Consider the following 18127-nt stretch of genomic DNA (forward strand, 5'->3'; position numbering starts at 1 on the left):
GAGCATGGCGACGGGGTTTGCGCATCTTACGCTTACCTCGCATTCGCCCTCTTTATCCTTATCGCGTAGGTCAAACAAGTTTGTGGACTTGCTGTCAGAGGGAATCTCAATTACTGCATAAATATGATGAGCGCAGCGCTCATCCAGAAAGCTTCCAGCGGATTTCCAACTTATCGGGAATCCACACACAGGTCAAATGGCAAGCTTATTTATGCCAAAATGTGCTACGCAGCATGTATCAGAATGAAATTACTGGAATTATTGACATTTTTACATTGCTTTAACGTGGGAGATACGGGATGCGGAGTGTGATCTGTCTCACTGTCATATCCCCCTGTTAACCCTTATCTCAGCTTGATTCCCCGTGAGATGCAGTGTTTTGTGCTGGTTGTCGCTGTGAAGGCGATTCATCATACTGTTTTTGCGCAATCGGCGTCAGAAGATAAAAAAAATGGAAGGAGATAAGGAAAAATAATTGAACAGCTTATGAATGAAATAGCGTTTATTTTGACTGGATATGCAATTGATAAAAGCCCGCCGTGGCGATTGATCCAGGTCATCGCCGAACGGGGCTAAAAATGGCAGGCTTTGGCCTCTTTTTAAGAGGCGGTCTATCAGATTATGCAGTTACAGAAATTAGTCAATATGTTTGGTGGGGATCTTTCGCGTCGTTATGGACAAAAGGTTCATAAACTGACGCTGCACGGCGGGTTTAGCTGCCCTAACCGTGACGGCACCATCGGTCGTGGCGGCTGCACTTTCTGTAACGTCGCCTCTTTTGCCGATGAAGCCCAGCAGCATCGATCGATCGCCGAACAGCTTGCCCATCAGGCGCATCGGGTCAATCGCGCCAAACGTTATCTGGCCTATTTCCAGGCTTATACCAGCACCTTCGCCGAAGTGCAGGTGTTGCGCGCGATGTATCAGCAGGCGATAAGCCAGGCCAACATGGTCGGCCTGTGCGTCGGTACGCGTCCCGACTGCGTGCCGGATGCGGTGCTCGATCTGCTCTGTGAGTATAAAGACCAGGGCTACGAAGTGTGGCTGGAGCTTGGGTTACAGACCGCGCATGATAAAACCCTGCATCGTATTAATCGGGGTCACGATTTCGCCTGCTACCAGCGCACCACCCGGCTGGCGCGCGAGCGCGGACTGAAGGTGTGCGCGCATCTTATCGTCGGCTTGCCGGGCGAAGGCCAGCGTGAGGGCCTGCAAACGCTGGTGCGGGTGGTGGAGACGGGGGTGGATGGCATTAAGCTGCACCCGCTGCATATTGTCACGGGTAGCATTATGGCGAAGGCCTGGGAAGCGGGGCGGCTGACCGGCATTGCGCTGGACGATTATACCTTGACGGCAGGAGAGATGATTCGCCATACGCCGCCGGAAGTGATTTACCATCGTATCTCCGCCAGCGCCCGCCGTCCGACGCTGTTGGCGCCACTGTGGTGTGAAAATCGCTGGACCGGAATGGTCGAGTTGGATCGCTATCTTAACGAACACGGCGTTCAGGGGTCGGCGCTTGGACGCCCCTGGATTTCGCCCGACGCCTGATCTATGACGGGCGCTCGCATTTCTTGCACATTCTTCAACGTCACGCCCAGAATTGAGTATTATTGTGCCAGGTTGTCGTAAAGGAAATTCCTGATGAAGCAAATTCGTATGCTGGCGCAGTACTATGTTGATCTAATGATGAAATTGGGTCTGGTGCGCTTTTCGCTGCTTTTGGCGTTAGCGCTCGTTGTGCTGGCAATTGTCGTGCAGATGGCGGTCACTATGGTGCTGCATGGCCGGGTCGAACAGATCGACGTCATCCGCTCCATCTTCTTTGGTTTATTAATCACTCCCTGGGCCGTCTATTTTCTGTCGGTGGTGGTCGAGCAACTGGAGGAGTCACGCCAGCGGCTTTCCCGGCTGGTGCAAAAGCTGGAGGAGATGCGCGAGCGCGACCTTAAGCTCAACGTTCAGTTAAAAGATAATATCGCGCAGTTGAATCAGGAGATCGCCGATCGCGAAAAGGCGGAAGCTGAACGTCAGTCGACCTTTGAACAGCTGAAAGTGGAGATCAAAGAGCGCGAGGAAGCGCAAATTCAGCTTGAGCAACAGTCTTCTTTTCTGCGGTCATTCCTTGATGCATCTCCGGACCTGGTTTTTTATCGCAACGAAGATAAAGAATTTTCCGGCTGTAACCGGGCGATGGAGCTGCTGACCGGCAAAAGTGAAAAGCAATTGGTGCACTTAAAGCCTGCTGATGTTTATTCGCCGGAAGCGGCAGAAAAAGTCATTGAAACCGATGAAAAAGTGTTCCGCCATAACGTGTCGTTGACCTACGAACAGTGGCTGGACTACCCGGACGGACGGAAAGCCTGTTTTGAAATCCGCAAAGTGCCGTACTACGACCGCGTGGGTAAACGCCACGGTCTGATGGGCTTTGGCCGTGATATTACCGAGCGGAAGCGTTACCAGGATGCCCTTGAGCGCGCCAGCCGCGACAAAACCACCTTTATCTCCACTATTAGCCATGAGCTTCGTACGCCGCTGAACGGCATCGTCGGCCTGAGCCGCATTCTGCTCGACACCGACCTGACCGCCGAGCAGGAAAAATACCTGAAAACGATCCATGTTTCCGCCGTGACGCTTGGGAATATTTTCAACGATATCATTGACATGGATAAGATGGAGCGGCGAAAAGTCCAGCTCGATAATCAGCCCGTGGATTTCACCAGCTTTATGGCCGACCTGGAGAACCTCTCCGGTCTGCAGGCGCAGCAGAAAGGGCTGCGTTTTGTGCTGGAGCCGACGCTGCCGCTGCCGCATAAGGTGGTGACCGACGGTACGCGTCTGCGCCAGATTCTGTGGAATCTGATCAGCAACGCGGTGAAATTTACCCAGCAGGGTCAGGTGACGGTGCGGGTTCGCTATGACGAAGGCGATATCCTGCATTTTGAGGTGCAGGACTCCGGCATCGGTATTCCGCAGGATGAGCAGGATAAAATCTTCGCCATGTATTATCAGGTGAAAGACAGCCACGGCGGTAAACCGGCCACCGGCACAGGGATTGGTCTGGCGGTTTCCCGTCGTCTGGCGAAGAACATGGGCGGCGATATCACCGTGTCCAGCCAGCCGGGGAAAGGTTCCACCTTTACGCTGACCGTGCATGCGCCCGCCGTCGCGGAAGAAGTGGAAGACGCGTTTGAAGAGGACGATCTGCCGCTGCCGGCGCTGCATGTGCTGCTGGTGGAAGATATCGAACTCAACGTCATCGTGGCGCGTTCGGTGCTCGAAAAACTCGGTAACAGCGTAGACGTGGCAATGACGGGCAAAGCGGCGCTGGAGATGTTCACGCCGGGCGAGTATGACCTGGTGCTGCTTGACATCCAACTGCCGGACATGACCGGTCTTGATATCTCCCGTGAGCTGACCAAACGCTATCCGCGTGAAGATCTGCCGCCGCTGGTGGCGCTGACCGCGAACGTTCTGAAAGATAAACAAGAGTATCTGGATGCCGGAATGGATGACGTGTTGAGCAAGCCGCTGTCGGTTCCGGCATTAACCGCGATGATCAAGAAGTACTGGGACACGCAAAACGAGGAGGAGAGCACGGTGACACCTGAAGAAAGCAGTAAATCACAAGCGCTGTTAGATATTCCGATGCTGGAACAGTATATCGAGCTGGTGGGGCCGAAGCTGATTACCGATGGCCTCGCCGTGTTTGAAAAGATGATGCCGGGCTATTTGAGCGTGCTGGAGTCCAATTTGACGGCGCGCGACAAAAAAGGCGTGGTGGAAGAAGGACATAAAATTAAAGGCGCCGCTGGCTCTGTTGGTCTGCGTCATTTGCAACAGTTGGGGCAGCAGATCCAGTCTCCGGATCTCCCGGCCTGGGAGGATAACGTCGGCGAATGGATAGAAGAGATGAAGCAGGAGTGGCAGCACGACGTGGCGGTGCTGAAAGCCTGGGTGGCGGCGAACGGCGGAAAAAAATGACCCCGGCTTGACCGGGGTGCGCGAATACTGCGCCAACACCAGGGAAATCGTGGCTGCGCCGTAAGTTATACTCATTATCTCAAAAGGCGCAGCGCTCATTTTCAGGCCGCACGCAGATAAGATAGCAAATCTTAAATGTTTTGTTACATGAATCAGTTAAATGTGTGAAGCGCGGCAGTGTAATCACAATTATTAATGCGCTTCATACGAAGGGAAAAGGACATTTTGCATGAAGAAAATTGGCGTAGTGCTCAGCGGATGCGGCGTCTATGACGGTGCGGAAATTCATGAAGCGGTGCTGACTTTGCTGGCGATTGCCCGTAGCGGCGCGCAGGCCGTTTGCTTTGCGCCGGATAAGCCCCAGGCCGATGTGGTTAACCATGTGACGGGAGAGTCGATGGCGGAAACCCGCAATGTGCTGATCGAGGCGGCCCGCATTACGCGTGGTGAGATACGCCCGCTTTCGCAAGCCGTTTCTGCTGAACTGGATGCGCTGATCGTTCCTGGCGGCTTTGGCGCGGCTAAAAATTTGAGCACCTTCGCCAGCCAGGGCCGTGAATGTCAGGTTGACGCAGATCTTGCGGCGCTGGCTGTCGCCATGCATCAGTCGGGGAAACCGCTCGGCTTTATGTGCATTGCCCCGGCGATGCTGCCGAAAATCTTCGGCTTCCCGCTGCGGTTGACCATTGGTACCGACATTGATACCGCAGAAGTACTGGAAGATATGGGCGCAGAGCATGTGCCATGCCCGGTTGATGATATTGTCGTCGATGAAGACCATAAAATTGTCACTACACCGGCGTATATGCTGGCGCAGAATATCGCCGAGGCAGCGTCTGGCATTGAAAAACTGGTGTCGCGCGTGCTGGTTCTGACGGAATGAAAAAAGGCATCACCGCGTTTCTGCGGCGTCTGGTTCTGCGCATTATTCTGGTGCTCGCGGTGTTCTGGGGCGGCGGCATTGCGCTGTTCAGCGTGGCGCCGGTGCCGTTTTCCGCGGTTATGGCGGAGCGCCAGATTAGCGCGTGGCTACAGGGGGATTTCGGCTATGTCGCCCATTCTGACTGGGTGAATATGAATGAAATCTCCCCCTGGATGGGGCTGGCGGTGATTGCCGCTGAAGATCAGCACTTCCCGGCGCACTGGGGGTTTGACGTCGCCGCGATTGAAAAAGCGCTGTCGCACAATGAGCGCAACGAGAACCGCATACGCGGCGCCTCTACGCTGTCACAGCAAACGGTCAAGAATCTCTTTTTATGGGACGGGCGAAGCTGGCTGCGTAAAGGTCTGGAGGCGGGTCTGACGCTGGGTGTCGAGACCGTCTGGAGCAAGAAGCGGATCCTGACGGTGTATCTGAATATCGCCGAATTCGGCGAGGGAATATTTGGGGTGGAGGCCGCGGCACAGCGCTATTTCGGCAAGCCCGCCAGCCGGTTGACGCAGTCGGAAGCGGCGCTGCTCGCGGCTGTGTTGCCTAATCCGCTGCGCTATAATGCCGCCGCGCCGTCCGGGTATGTCCGTAGCCGTCAGGCATGGATACTGCGTCAGATGCGGCAGTTGGGTGGCGAGTCGTTTATGACCCGCAACGCGTTGTATTAAACGTTTTAAGCCTCGCGGGAAGAGAGCGCCAGACCTGCGGACTCTTTTGGCGCCGCGCTTCTTTCCAGCGCCAGTGCCAATGCCGGTTGGGCAATAAACCGCTGCCACAAACGTTCCTGTTTGCGCTGGCAAAACCATTTCGACCAGCTGGCCAGCGGGATCAGCGTTCCTTCACCAATGTTATCGCACACGACGGGCACCACCTCGGATTCACTGATGCGATGGCAGAGGATATTCTGCGGCTTCAGCGTCATGGTCACGATATGGTTGTCACGCAGATAGCGCTTCAGCTTCTTCAGTAATTGACGCAAAACGGCAACGTCATCCTCGTAACGACACTGTTTAGCAAATTCAGTGAGCGTCACAGACGGTTTGCCATCGTAATCGGCAATCACATCGTATACATATCCTGTACCGCAGTCGGTCTCCACCGTGCCGTAATAGCGCGGGATCCCGCTCCAGTCCTGCAAATAGCGAGAGAGACGCGCGTAGTATTTCAGTTCGCGCTGTGTCTCTTTATCGCCGCCGTGGCCGCCGTTATAGACAATCTTGATACAGCGCCGGGCATCATCCGGATGCGCATAACATTTACGATGTCGTCCGGTGCCCAGGGGTGTCTGATCGGATAGACGAATCATGAGGGTATCCTGGAAATATTTACTGACAATAATCCAGTATGGACAACCAAAGTAAATGAAACCTAAACGAGCGGCCTTAAGGTTTTCTTAAGGTTATTCTTAGAGAAAAAAGCGCACAAAATGTACAAACGGAGAGCGTGAGAATAAAAAAACGCCGGGCGGCGTTTTCTGTGAAGATCTTAATTGCGGTCAACCGGAGACTTAGTCTTCGTCGAATCCTGAATTGAACAAGGCGATCACCGCAGCCAGCGCCTCGACTTCCTGCGGGCCTGAGGCTTCAATTTCAATCTGGCGGCCTTTCGCCGAGTCCAGCATCAGCAGCGCAATGACGCTGTTGGCTTCGGCTTCGGTGCCTTCATCGTTACGTAACAGAACTTCGGCGTCAAATCCCTGCATTAATTCGAAAAGCTTCATCGCAGGCCGGGCATGCATGCCCAGCTTGTTGGTGACTTCCACAGTTTGCTTCACGGTCATGTTTTGCGTTTTTCCAGCGTACGATGGCGCGACTGTACGTTTTTACCGCGCGAGCGGAAGTAGTCTGCCAGCTGTTCTGCAATATACACCGAACGGTGCTTCCCGCCGGTACAGCCGATGGCTACGGTCAGATAGCTACGGTTGTTGGTTTCCAGCATCGGTAACCATAGCTCAAGATAGCTGCGCGTCTGGTAAATAAAATTGTGTACTTCTGTGTGCCTGTCGAGAAAAGCGGCAACGGGTTTGTCGAGACCGGTCATGGGGCGTAGCTTCGGGTCCCAGTGCGGGTTTGGCAGAAAGCGCACGTCGAAAACATAGTCGGCATCAATCGGGATGCCGTGCTTAAAGCCAAAGGACTCAAACACCATCGTCAGCTCGCGCTCGCGTTTCCCCAGTAATCGGGTGCGTAGCATTTCCGCCAGCTCATGTACCGACATTTCTGAAGTATCGACAATCAGGTCGGCGCGGGAGCGTAGCGGCTCCAGCAGGTCGCTTTCCTGATCGATCGCGCTTTCCAGGGAGAGGTTTTTACTGGAAAGAGGATGCAGACGACGTGTATCGCTGTAACGGCGAATCAGGGTGTTGCGATCGGCGTCAAGGAACAGCAACTGCGGTGAGAACGCATCGGGCAGGTTGTTCATCGCCTGCTCGAAGATCTCCGGGGATTCAGGCATGTTGCGCACGTCAATACTGACAGCTGCCGAGATCTGGCGTTCGGCAAGCGTGCGAGCCAGATCGGGCAACAGCACCACGGGAAGGTTATCCACGCAGTAAAAACCCATATCTTCCAGCGCCCGCAGGGCGACAGATTTACCTGACCCTGAACGACCGCTGACGATCATCAGTACCATGTACTGTTTCTCCTCACCACGTCAAAAGGGGAGTGTTTTACGCGCTTACTCATCATCCTGGCGGCCTTCTGTGTCAGTGATGATTTGATACAGCTCTTCATCGCTTTGCGCAGCGCGAAGCCGGCGACAAATGGTTTTATCCGCCAGACGCTTGGCGACTAAAGACAGCGTGTGCAGATGCGTTTTGGTTTGATCCGCGGGCACCAGCAGTGCAAAGAGCAGATCCACCGGTTGATTATCGATCGCGTCGAAAGCAATCGGCGTTTCCAGTTGCACAAACACGCCTACGGCCCGCAAGGTATCTTCTTCCACTTTGCCGTGTGGGATGGCGATGCCGTTGCCGATGCCGGTACTGCCCATCTTTTCCCGCGTCAGGATCGCTTCAAAAACGATCTGTGGAGGCAAACTTAGCTGCTTTGCCGCCAGTTCACTGATAATCTCCAGCGCGCGTTTTTTGCTCTGGCAATGCACGCCGCTGCGTGTACATTCCTGGTTAAGTACACTGCTCAGTTGTAGAGTTGTATCGTTATTTATCATAATTTCACCTAAGAACCTGCCCCTTCAAGTGAGAAAACAGGTTCGGAGCGCTAACTGTACAAATGGCCCGTTGTTGTACACAACAGGCCGTCCTGCACCCGCTAACTGCCCGGACAATTAGTGTTGTTTCAGTTTATCTTTATGTTTGGTTAGCTGTCTTGCCAGCTTATCGATTAAGCCGTCAATGGCGGCATACATGTCCTGACCTTCCGCACTGGCGTGAATTTCGCCACCGTTGACGTGCAGGGTTGCATCCGAGATGTGGGTGACTTTCTCCACTTTCAACACAATGTAGACCTGATTGATTCTGTCGAAATACTGTTCGAGCTTCGCGAACTTGGTATTGACGAAGTCGCGCAGGGCTTCAGTGATCTCGACGTTGTTTCCAGTGATGTTGAGCTGCATAGTGTCTTCCTTATCGGTTGGGTCAAACCAGCTGTTTACGCTGATTCGACGGCGGAATGGATAAAGACTCTCGGTACTTCGCAACGGTGCGGCGCGCCACCATGATACCCTGTTCCGACAGCAAAGATGTTAACTTGCTGTCGCTCAGCGGTTTCGCGGGGTTTTCGGCCGCAATCAGCTTTTTCACCAGCGCGCGGATAGCCGTGGAGGACGCTTCGCCACCGCCTTCGGTGTTCACATGGCTGGAGAAAAAATACTTCAGTTCAAAAATGCCGCGCGGACTGTGCAGGTATTTCTGCGTGGTCACACGGGAAATGGTTGATTCGTGCATTTCGACGGCTTGGGCGATATCCGCCAGCACCATCGGTTTCATAAATTCTTCGCCCTGCTCAAAGAAGGCCTGCTGTTGCTCGACGATACAGCGGCTGACGCGCAGGAGCGTATCGTTACGGCTCTCCAGGCTTTTAATGAGCCATTTCGCGTCCTGCAAATTGCTGCGAATGTACTGACTGTCGGCATCGTTACGCCCGCCGCTACACATTGCCGCATAGTGCTGATTGATCTGTAGCCGGGGGATGCTGTCGCCATTCAGTTCGACCGTCCAGCGGCCATTGTGCTTACGCACCAGCACATCCGGAATGACGTATTCAGGTTCACTGGTCTGGATCGACTGGCCGGGCCTGGGATCGAGCGACTGGATAAAATTGACCGCCTCTTTGAGCACGTCTTCTTTCAGGCGCGTCACGCGCATCAGGGTGCGGAAGTCATGATTCGCCAGCAGATCAAGGTGATCGCTGACGATCAGCCGGGCTTCGTCGAGAAACGGGGTGGCCTTATCAAACTGGGACAGTTGGATCAGCAGACAGTCACGCAGATCTCTCGCCGCCACGCCAACCGGATCAAAGCGCTGGATGCGTTTCAGGACCGCTTCGACCTCATCAATGTCCACCTCCTCGTCGCCCATGCTGTCGAGAATGTCTTCCAGAGAGACGGTGAGATATCCGGTGTCATCCACGGCATCAACGATGGAAGTGGCTATCGCGCGGTCTGTATCGGAGAAGGGCGTCAGCTCCACCTGCCACATCAGGTAATCCTGAAGGGACTGGGTGGTCTCGCCCTGATAAACGGGAAGCTCGTCGTCGATGTAATCTCCGCTGGTGCCGGATGGCGTACCGGCGGTATAGATCTCATCCCAACTGGCGTCGAGCGGCAGCTCTTCCGGCATCTCTTTTTGTTCGAGCGCGTCGGCGGCGTCCAGCGTTTCGCTGTCCTGCGTTTCGCGGGTTTCCACTTCATCATGAACGTCGGTTTGCTCAAGCAGCGGATTGCTTTCCAGCGCCTGTTGCAGCTCCTGCTGAAGTTCCAGCGTGGACAGCTGCAGCAGACGGATAGCCTGCTGAAGTTGCGGCGTCATCGCCAATTGTTGGCTGAGCCTGAGTTGCAAACCTTGCTTCATGTTCAGAGTCGTTTTCCCCCGCTATAACGTCGCGAACTTCTACCCTATCAGAGTCTGAAGTCTTCCCCAAGGTATACGCGCTTAACGTGTTCATCCTGGAGAATTTCCGTTGGCGTGCCGTGGGCGATCAGATGTCCCTGGCTGACGATATAGGCGCGTTCACATACTGCCAGCGTTTCACGGACGTTATGGTCGGTGATCAGAACGCCCAGGCCGCTGTCGCGCAGGTGCTCAATGATACGTTTGATGTCGATGACGGAGATCGGGTCAACGCCCGCAAACGGTTCATCAAGCAGGATAAATTTCGGGTTTGCGGCCAGCGCGCGGGCGATCTCGACACGGCGGCGTTCGCCCCCGGAAAGCGACTGTCCCATGCTGTCGCGCAGGTGCTCAATGTGAAATTCTTCCATCAGCTCGTTGGCGCGATCTTCGCGTTGCTCGCTGGTAAGATCGTCGCGAATTTGCAGTACCGCCATCAGGTTATCGAACACGCTCAGGCGGCGGAAGATCGATGCTTCCTGCGGCAGATAGCCAATACCGCGGCGCGCGCGGGCGTGCAGCGGCAGCAAACTGATGTCTTCATCATCAATGATGATGTTACCGGCGTCGCGCGGCACAATGCCGACCACCATATAGAACGTGGTGGTTTTACCCGCGCCGTTAGGCCCGAGCAGACCGACAATTTCGCCTGAGTTAACGGTCAGACTGACATCTTCCACGACGCGGCGGCCTTTGTAGGCCTTCGCCAGATTCTTTGCAGTTAATGTTGCCATAACGAATTAGTTACTCTTTTTCTGAGCCGGAGCCTGGTCTTTATTTTTGTCCTGCAGCTGGGACGGTACCAGAACGGTGGTCACGCGCTTGCCTTTCTCGCTGAACGCCTGCATTTTTTGCTCTTTCACCAGATAGGTAATCTTGTCGCCGGTGATGTTACTGTCGAGCTGTTCCAGGTAAGCATTGCCGGTAAGCACGACGAAGTCTTTCGCCAGCTCGTAGTGCATCTTCGAGGCGTGGCCTTTGACCGGCTTCCCGTTGTCCTGCATTTGATAGAAAGTGGCCGGGTTGCCGAAGCCGTCAATGACCTCTTTGCCTTCTTCGCCGCCCGGGCGGGTCACGACAACTTTATCGGCGTTGATTTTAATGGTGCCCTGGGTCACGACGACATTGCCGGTGAAGGTGACGACGTTACCTTGCATATCCAGAGACTGCTGGTCCGACTCGATATGGATCGGCTGCTCGGTATCGCCGGTGACGGCGAACGCTGGAATGCTGGCGGCCAGAAGGGCGCTGGCAAGCACAAGATTAAGGCTGAGTTTGTTTGTTTTGAATTTCATAGGAGGTTCTAACCTTTTCAATCAGCTCGGCGTTCTTGCTGCGTAAGTTGCCGCGCATTTTCAGTCCGCTGGAGTTAAATGTTGTTCCGTATAACGTGACAAGATCCTCAGACGTGACATCCTGCGTCACGAGGTTGATCTGCGCGTTATCGGTGGTAATTTTGCGAAGTTGAGCGTCAGGCACCAGCGCGTTGACTTCAACGTGACCATACAGATACAGCATCCGATCGTCGGTCAGCTTGGCTTTATCCGCCTTGATTGACCACGTAGGGACCTTGTCCTTATCAAAGGTGGTTAATACCGGTTGAGTAAACCACGAAATGGCTTCATCCGAGAAATACTCAACGTTCTGCGCAATTAAACGATAGCTCAGCGCGCCTTCCGGGCTGTACACGACGGTATCGGTATGCTCGCTCTTATAAGTGGGATCGCTCGTGTTCACCACCACCTGCGCGGTATCGTCTTTATCGGCCAGATTAATACCAATCAGCACCAGCACGGCCAACGACAGTAGAATGATAACCCAACGTCTGGCTTTACTCATATCGATTGCCCTTTGGCCTCATCAAGCTTACCCTGCGCCAGCAGGAGTAAATCGCACACTTCCCGTACCGCACCGCGTCCGCCAGCGATTTTCGTGACGTAATCCGCGCGCGGAATCAGTAACGGATGCGCATCCGCGACCGCGACGCTCAGGCCGATTTTTTCCATCACTGGCCAGTCGATCAGGTCATCGCCGACGTACGCCACGTTTTCCGGAGCAATCGCAAGCTTATCCAGCAGATCGTGAAACGCCAGCAGCTTGTCAGACTGGCCCTGATACAGATGGGTGATCCCCAGGGTGGCGCAGCGATCTTCTACCAGTTTAGCCTTTCGCCCGGTAATAATGGCAACGTCGATATCAGACGTCAGCGCACAGCGGATGCCGTAACCGTCGCGTACGTTAAAGGCTTTTAGCTCTTCACCGTTGTTACCCATGTAAATCAGCCCATCCGACAGCACGCCGTCGACGTCAAGAATCAGCAGCCGAATGTTCTCTGCTTTGGCGATGACTTCAGCGCTAACGGGGCCATAACAGGTCGCAAGCGACGCACCTGCTTTACTCATTTCTTTTATCCTTGAATTGCTACACAACGCCTGCACGCAGGAGATCATGCATATGTAACACACCGAGTAACTGGTCGCCATCGGCAACCATTACTGAGGTGATATGGCGGGACTGCATTAAGTTCAGCGCATCGACCGCCAGAATCCCGGGACGCACGCGGATACCGCCCGGCGTCATCACGTCGGCGATACCTAACTGGCGTACGTCAACGCCCATATCAAAGACGCGACGTAAATCGCCGTCGGTGAAGATACCGTCGATCTTCATCGCATCGTCGCAAATCACGGTCATACCGAGATTTTTACGGGTGATTTCCAGCAATGCCTCGCGCAGGCTGGCGTCTTTGCGTACATGGGGGATTTCATCCCCGGTATGCATAATATCGTTAACGCGCAGTAAAAGTTTACGCCCCAGCGCGCCGCCCGGATGAGACAACGCGAAATCCTCGGCGGTAAACCCGCGCGCTTTTAACAATGCCACCGCCAGCGCATCGCCCATGACTAATGTGGCCGTGGTGCTGCTGGTCGGCGCCAGCCCCAACGGGCAGGCCTCTTTCGGTACTTTAACACACAGATGCACATCCGCGGCACGCGCCATGCTGCTTTCTGGCCGGCCAGTGATACAGATAAGCTGCACCTGGAGGCGTTTGAGTACAGGAATTAACGCGGCAATCTCGCTGGATTCGCCGGAGTTGGAGATGGCAATCACCACATCCTGCGAGGTTACCATGCCGAGATCGCCATGGGCGGCTTCACCCGGATGCACAAAAAAGGAGGACGTGCCGGTGCTGGCGAACGTCGCGGCCATTTTGCGTCCGATATGCCCCGATTTTCCCATGCCCATGACTACCACTTTGCCAGTGCAGTTGAACATCTTCTCACAGGCGAGGGTGAAGTCCTGATTGATGTACTGATCAAGCTCCGCCAGGCCTTCACGTTCAATCGCCAGGACCTCTTTACCGGCCTGCTGAAAGTCAAAACCCGGTTGTAACGCTAAGTGCGACATAATCTGTTTCCAGTTATCCAACAAGGAGCGGCGACAGCCAATACAACATCGCCAGCCATATGATAAAACCGCCGGTCAGCAGTACGCCCGCGCCGCGACCGGACTGGCGGGGGCGCCGCCAGCAGAGTAATGCGAAGATGACGCTTACCAGTAGCATCACGCTGTAATCGCGGCTAAACGCCAGCGGGTTGACCTCGCCGGGCGTCAGCAGCGCGGGCAGGCCAAGGACCAGAGCGAGATTAAAAATGTTCGCCCCAATAATATTGCCTACCGCGATATCGTTCTCACCTTTACGCACGCCGGCAATCGCGGTCGCCAACTCCGGCAGGCTGGTGCCGATAGCGATAACCGTCAGGCCGATGGTCAGTTCGCTCATCGCAAAGTAATTGGCAATAACGGTGGCGTTATCAACCACCATGCGAGTGGCCATCGGCATTATGATAAGCGCGATGCCCAGCCATAAAAACGCCACCGGCAGCCCGCCTTCGCGCGGTAGCTCCGCCAGTTGTTCGCGGGTGAGGCTGTCATTGCCCTGGCGTTCGGCCAGACGGGCGATTTTAACAATGAACAGCAGCCATAACACCGCTAACAACAGCAAAAATATGCCATCGCTACGGCTTAGCTGACCGTCGTAAAGTACGGAACCGGCCACTACGCTGACCAGCAACATTAACGGTAATTCGCGACGCAGAATATCGGAATGCACGGTAAAGGGGTGGATCAGCGCGGCAAGCCCCAGAATCAACAGGATATTGGTGATATTGGATCCGATCGCGGTGCCAACGGCGAGATCCAGCTGCCCGTGCAGGGAGGCGGCGAGCGAAACGATGATCTCTGGCAACGACGTGCCGATACTGACCACCGTCATGCCGATGATCAGCGGCGGGACCCCCAACGTTCGGCATAAAATAGACGCGGCGAACACCAGACGGTCGGCGCCGTAGACGACCAGAAGTAAACCAATAATTAACAGCGCCGTTGCTAAAAGCATCTAAAGTCCTTTCTTCAGGTATACTCGCCGGTCACCGGGATCCTCTGGAAACCGTAACGAAGTCTTAATTTTGACTTTATGCGGCTAAAAAGTAAAACAAATGCCAGCTTTAGCTAACCAGGGCAGGTAATATTCTGTAAATATGTTGGGTTCATGGCGCCATTCAACGCCATGCTTTGATCAACACGTAATACAAAGGATGAATGAATGGGTGAGTCTGCGGCGAATTTAGTCGATATGCGCGACGTCAGCTTTACGCGTGGCGACCGCTGCATCTTCGATAATATCTCCCTGACGGTGCCGCGTGGAAAGATCACCGCGATCATGGGACCATCGGGCATCGGTAAAACGACGCTCCTGCGCCTGATCGGCGGTCAAATTTCCCCAGACAAGGGCGAGATCCTGTTTGATGGCGAGAATATTCCCGCCATGTCGCGTTCGCGGCTCTACACGGTACGTAAACGGATGAGTATGCTGTTTCAGTCGGGCGCGCTCTTTACCGACATGAACGTTTTCGATAATGTCGCCTATCCGCTGCGCGAACATACCACGCTGCCCGCGCCGTTACTGAAAAGTACAGTCATGATGAAGCTCGAAGCGGTCGGTCTGCGCGGGGCGGCCAGACTGATGCCGTCCGAACTCTCCGGCGGAATGGCCCGTCGCGCCGCGCTGGCGCGCGCTATCGCGCTGGAACCGGACCTTATCATGTTCGATGAACCGTTCGTGGGGCAGGACCCCATCACGATGGGTGTACTGGTTAAATTGATCTCTGAATTAAACAGCGCGCTGGGCGTCACCTGCGTGGTGGTTTCTCACGATGTGCCTGAAGTCCTGAGCATTGCCGATCACGCCTGGATCATGGCGGACAAGAAAATTGTCGCCCACGGTAGCGCGCAAGGACTGCAGGAGAACGCCGATCCGCGCGTCCGTCAATTCCTGGACGGTATTGCCGACGGGCCGGTCCCGTTCCGCTATCCGGCGGGCGATTATCATTCTGATCTACTCGGAACAGGGAGTTAAGCCACACATGCTGTTAAATGCACTGGCGACGCTGGGACACAAAGGTATCAAAACCGTCAGCTCGTTTGGGCGCGCCGGGTTAATGTTATTCAATGCGCTGGTCGGCAAACCGGAATTTCGTAAACATGCGCCGCTGTTGGTGCGCCAACTCTATAATGTCGGCGTCCTGTCGATGCTTATCATTCTGGTGTCGGGCGTGTTTATCGGCATGGTGCTGGGGCTACAGGGGTATCTGGTGCTCACTACCTACAGCGCGGAAACCAGCCTTGGCATGCTGGTGGCGCTGTCGCTGCTGCGTGAGCTTGGCCCGGTTGTCGCGGCGCTGCTGTTTGCCGGACGCGCGGGTTCCGCGTTAACCGCGGAAATCGGTCTGATGCGCGCCACCGAGCAGCTGTCCAGTATGGAAATGATGGCCGTTGATCCGCTACGCCGGGTGATTTCGCCGCGCTTCTGGGCTGGCGTGATTTCGCTGCCGCTGCTAACCATTCTGTTTGTCGCGGTCGGTATCTGGGGCGGCTCCCTGGTCGGCGTAAGCTGGAAAGGAATCGACCCGGGATTCTTCTGGTCGGCGATGCAAAACGCCGTCGACTGGCGTCTCGACCTGGTGAACTGTTTGATTAAAAGCGTGGTGTTCGCCATCACCGTAACATGGATTGCATTATTCAATGGATATGATGCGATCCCGACCTCGGCAGGGATCAGCCGGGCGACCACACGCACCGTTGTGCACTCGTCGCTGGCCGTTCTGGGCCTGGATTTTGTGCTGACCGCTTTGATGTTTGGGAATTGAGTTCATGCAAACGAAAAAAAATGAAATTTGGGTGGGGATTTTCTTATTAGCGGCGCTGCTGGCGGCGCTGTTTGTCTGCCTGAAAGCGGCAAACGTAACGTCGATGCGCACAGAGCCGACCTACACGATTTATGCGACCTTCGATAATATCGGCGGCCTGAAAGTGCGCTCGCCGGTGCGCATTGGCGGGGTGGTCGTGGGACGCGTCGCGGATATTTCGTTAGATCCGAAAACTTATTTACCGCGCGTCACGCTGGATATCGAAGAACGTTATAACCACATTCCTGACACCAGCTCGTTGAGCATCCGGACCTCCGGTTTGCTGGGCGAACAATATCTGGCGCTGAACGTCGGTTTTGAGGACCCGGAGCTGGGAACGTCTATCCTCAAAGATGGCGGCACGATTCAGGACACTAAATCCGCGATGGTGCTGGAAGATATGATTGGTCAGTTCCTTTACAACAGTAAGGGGGATGACAATAAGAATTCTGGCGATGCGCCAGCGCCGGCCGAAGGCAATAATGACGCTAACGGGCCTGCGGGCACAACGAATTAATCTCAGGAGATTCGACATATGTTTAAACGATTGATGATGGTGGCTCTGCTGGTGATTGCACCACTGACCGCCGCCACTGCAGCCGATCAAACTAACCCGTACAAGCTGATGAACGAAGCGGCGCAAAAAACGTTCGACAGACTGAAAAATGAACAGCCGAAAATCCGTTCGAATCCGGACTACCTGCGCGACGTCGTCGATCAGGAACTGCTGCCGTATGTGCAGGTGAAATATGCGGGCGCGCTGGTGCTGGGCCGTTACTACAAAGAAGCGACCCCCGCGCAGCGCGAAGCCTATTTCGCTGCGTTCCGTGAATACCTGAAGCAGGCTTACGGACAGGCGCTGGCGATGTACCACGGTCAGACTTACCAGATTGCGCCTGAACAACCGCTGGGCGATGCGACGATCGTGCCGATCCGCGTCACCATTATCGATCCTAACGGTCGCCCGCCGGTGCGCCTCGACTTTCAGTGGCGTAAAAACACCCAGACGGGCAACTGGCAGGCCTATGACATGATCGCCGAAGGCGTCAGCATGATCACCACTAAACAAAACGAGTGGAGCGACCTGCTGCGAACCAAAGGGATCGACGGCCTGACCGCGCAACTGAAATCTATCGCACAGCAGAAAATCACGCTGGATGAGAAGAAGTAATGACGCAGTCACTCAGTTGGACGCGTAAAGGCGATACGCTGGCGCTGATGGGAGAGCTGGATCAGGACGTGGTAAATCCGCTATGGGATGCGCGCGTTGAGGCAATGCAAGGCGTCACCTGTATCGACCTGAGCCAGATTTCCCGCGTCGATACCGGTGGGCTGGCGCTGCTGCTCCATCTTATCGATCAGGCAAAAAAGCAGGGCACCCGTGTTTCGTTGCAGGGGGTGAACGATAAAGTTTACACCCTGGCGCAGCTGTATAATCTGCCTGAGGACGTTCTTCCTCGCCTGTAATTTGCGCCGGGTAGCTTACTGGCTATCCGGCCTTTTCCTGTCGTTCTGATCACCGCGTTAGCGTCACCATCAGGCAACTTTACGTTGATCGCCCTTTTGCTTATTTATGACAGCGCAACTTTGCTCTAAGATGTTGGGCTGTTTTCACTATCTGACGAATATAGAGCCCATGGAAAATAATGAAATCCAGAGCGTGCTGATGAACGCACTCTCCCTCCAGGAAGTCCACGTCTCCGGCGATGGCAGTCACTTTCAGGTTATTGCCGTGGGTGAGATGTTTGACGGTATGAGCCGGGTGAAGAAACAGCAGACCATCTATGCCCCGCTGATGGAGTATATTGCGGACAACCGCATTCATGCTCTGTCCATCAAAGCGTATACCCCCGCAGAGTGGGCGCGCGATCGCAAACTTAACGGTTTTTGAGCTAC

Annotated in this window: 22 protein-coding genes; 10 read left to right on the plus strand and 12 right to left on the minus strand. The window is 54.8% G+C overall.

What is annotated here, in order from left to right:
* Positions 1-621 precede the first annotated feature (621 nt).
* From HVX72_RS02510 to mtgA, 4 genes are all read left to right on the plus strand, one after another.
* Positions 622-1551 carry a TIGR01212 family radical SAM protein gene (locus HVX72_RS02510; RefSeq protein WP_060571058.1) on the plus strand — a complete coding sequence of 310 codons (930 nt, stop codon included), beginning with the start codon at positions 622-624 and terminating at the stop codon, positions 1549-1551.
* Between the two features lie 93 nt (positions 1552-1644).
* Complete coding sequence (gene arcB, locus HVX72_RS02515; protein WP_181822480.1) at positions 1645-3984, plus strand: aerobic respiration two-component sensor histidine kinase ArcB; 2340 nt, start codon at positions 1645-1647, stop codon at positions 3982-3984.
* A 229-nt stretch (positions 3985-4213) separates the two neighbouring features.
* Positions 4214-4867 carry an isoprenoid biosynthesis glyoxalase ElbB gene (gene elbB / locus HVX72_RS02520; protein ID WP_042291918.1) on the plus strand — a complete coding sequence of 218 codons (654 nt, stop codon included), beginning with the start codon at positions 4214-4216 and terminating at the stop codon, positions 4865-4867.
* The gene (mtgA, locus tag HVX72_RS02525; RefSeq protein ID WP_042291915.1) at positions 4864-5583 is read left to right on the plus strand and encodes a monofunctional biosynthetic peptidoglycan transglycosylase; all 720 of its coding nucleotides are present in this window, start codon (positions 4864-4866) and stop codon (positions 5581-5583) included. The genes elbB and mtgA overlap by 4 nt, the downstream gene beginning before the upstream one ends.
* 5 nt (positions 5584-5588) lie before the next feature.
* Here mtgA and yrbL read toward each other — a convergent pair whose 3' ends face one another.
* The 12 genes from yrbL to HVX72_RS02585 form a co-directional block, all read right to left on the minus strand.
* Positions 5589-6221 (minus strand): PhoP regulatory network protein YrbL, encoded by a 633-nt coding sequence (gene yrbL, locus HVX72_RS02530; protein ID WP_042291913.1) that lies wholly within the window; start codon positions 6219-6221, stop codon positions 5589-5591.
* Positions 6222-6422: 201 nt separating this feature from the next.
* Positions 6423-6695 (minus strand): PTS phosphocarrier protein NPr, encoded by a 273-nt coding sequence (gene npr / locus HVX72_RS02535; protein ID WP_042291909.1) that lies wholly within the window; start codon positions 6693-6695, stop codon positions 6423-6425.
* On the minus strand, positions 6692-7546 hold the full coding sequence (rapZ, locus tag HVX72_RS02540; protein ID WP_042291907.1) for an RNase adapter RapZ: 855 nt from the start codon (positions 7544-7546) through the stop codon (positions 6692-6694). The genes npr and rapZ overlap by 4 nt, the downstream gene beginning before the upstream one ends.
* A 45-nt stretch (positions 7547-7591) precedes the next feature.
* Positions 7592-8083, minus strand: a complete 492-nt coding sequence (gene ptsN / locus HVX72_RS02545; protein ID WP_042291903.1) for a PTS IIA-like nitrogen regulatory protein PtsN — start codon at positions 8081-8083, stop codon at positions 7592-7594.
* Between the two features lie 117 nt (positions 8084-8200).
* Positions 8201-8488 carry a ribosome hibernation promoting factor gene (gene hpf, locus HVX72_RS02550; RefSeq protein WP_003025078.1) on the minus strand — a complete coding sequence of 96 codons (288 nt, stop codon included), beginning with the start codon at positions 8486-8488 and terminating at the stop codon, positions 8201-8203.
* Positions 8489-8510: 22 nt separating this feature from the next.
* Positions 8511-9944, minus strand: a complete 1434-nt coding sequence (rpoN, locus tag HVX72_RS02555) for an RNA polymerase factor sigma-54 (protein WP_181822481.1) — start codon at positions 9942-9944, stop codon at positions 8511-8513.
* 47 nt (positions 9945-9991) lie between these two features.
* Entirely contained in the window at positions 9992-10717 is a 726-nt protein-coding gene (lptB, locus tag HVX72_RS02560) for an LPS export ABC transporter ATP-binding protein (RefSeq protein ID WP_003025073.1), read from the minus strand.
* A 6-nt stretch (positions 10718-10723) separates the two neighbouring features.
* Complete coding sequence (lptA, locus tag HVX72_RS02565; protein WP_042291895.1) at positions 10724-11278, minus strand: lipopolysaccharide ABC transporter substrate-binding protein LptA; 555 nt, start codon at positions 11276-11278, stop codon at positions 10724-10726.
* The gene (gene lptC, locus HVX72_RS02570) at positions 11247-11822 is read right to left on the minus strand and encodes an LPS export ABC transporter periplasmic protein LptC (RefSeq protein WP_042291892.1); all 576 of its coding nucleotides are present in this window, start codon (positions 11820-11822) and stop codon (positions 11247-11249) included. The genes lptA and lptC overlap by 32 nt, the downstream gene beginning before the upstream one ends.
* Positions 11819-12385: a 3-deoxy-manno-octulosonate-8-phosphatase KdsC gene (gene kdsC / locus HVX72_RS02575; protein WP_042291889.1), complete on the minus strand. Its 567-nt coding sequence runs from the start codon at positions 12383-12385 to the stop codon at positions 11819-11821. The genes lptC and kdsC overlap by 4 nt, the downstream gene beginning before the upstream one ends.
* Before the next feature lie 19 nt (positions 12386-12404).
* Complete coding sequence (gene kdsD / locus HVX72_RS02580; RefSeq protein WP_042291887.1) at positions 12405-13391, minus strand: arabinose-5-phosphate isomerase KdsD; 987 nt, start codon at positions 13389-13391, stop codon at positions 12405-12407.
* Between the two features lie 13 nt (positions 13392-13404).
* Entirely contained in the window at positions 13405-14382 is a 978-nt protein-coding gene (locus HVX72_RS02585) for a calcium/sodium antiporter (protein ID WP_042291885.1), read from the minus strand.
* A gap of 207 nt (positions 14383-14589) precedes the next feature.
* On the opposite strand from HVX72_RS02585, the gene mlaF reads away from it, so the two are divergent.
* From mlaF to ibaG, 6 genes are all read left to right on the plus strand, one after another.
* A complete protein-coding gene (mlaF, locus tag HVX72_RS02590; RefSeq protein WP_042291883.1) occupies positions 14590-15402 on the plus strand; it encodes a phospholipid ABC transporter ATP-binding protein MlaF in 813 nt (270 codons plus the stop codon).
* 7 nt (positions 15403-15409) lie between these two features.
* The gene (mlaE, locus tag HVX72_RS02595) at positions 15410-16192 is read left to right on the plus strand and encodes a lipid asymmetry maintenance ABC transporter permease subunit MlaE (RefSeq protein WP_042291881.1); all 783 of its coding nucleotides are present in this window, start codon (positions 15410-15412) and stop codon (positions 16190-16192) included.
* A 4-nt stretch (positions 16193-16196) separates the two neighbouring features.
* Positions 16197-16748 (plus strand): outer membrane lipid asymmetry maintenance protein MlaD, encoded by a 552-nt coding sequence (gene mlaD / locus HVX72_RS02600; RefSeq protein WP_042292053.1) that lies wholly within the window; start codon positions 16197-16199, stop codon positions 16746-16748.
* A gap of 18 nt (positions 16749-16766) precedes the next feature.
* Entirely contained in the window at positions 16767-17402 is a 636-nt protein-coding gene (mlaC, locus tag HVX72_RS02605) for a phospholipid-binding protein MlaC (protein ID WP_042291878.1), read from the plus strand.
* Entirely contained in the window at positions 17402-17698 is a 297-nt protein-coding gene (gene mlaB / locus HVX72_RS02610) for a lipid asymmetry maintenance protein MlaB (RefSeq protein WP_042291875.1), read from the plus strand. Before mlaC ends, mlaB begins: the two co-directional genes overlap by 1 nt.
* A 169-nt stretch (positions 17699-17867) precedes the next feature.
* Positions 17868-18122, plus strand: a complete 255-nt coding sequence (gene ibaG, locus HVX72_RS02615; RefSeq protein WP_042291873.1) for a BolA family iron metabolism protein IbaG — start codon at positions 17868-17870, stop codon at positions 18120-18122.
* The last annotated feature ends 5 nt before the right edge of the window (positions 18123-18127 follow it).

It is taken from the genome of Citrobacter sp. RHB21-C05, from assembly GCF_013889015.1.
Lineage (GTDB): Bacteria > Pseudomonadota > Gammaproteobacteria > Enterobacterales > Enterobacteriaceae > Citrobacter_A > Citrobacter_A sedlakii.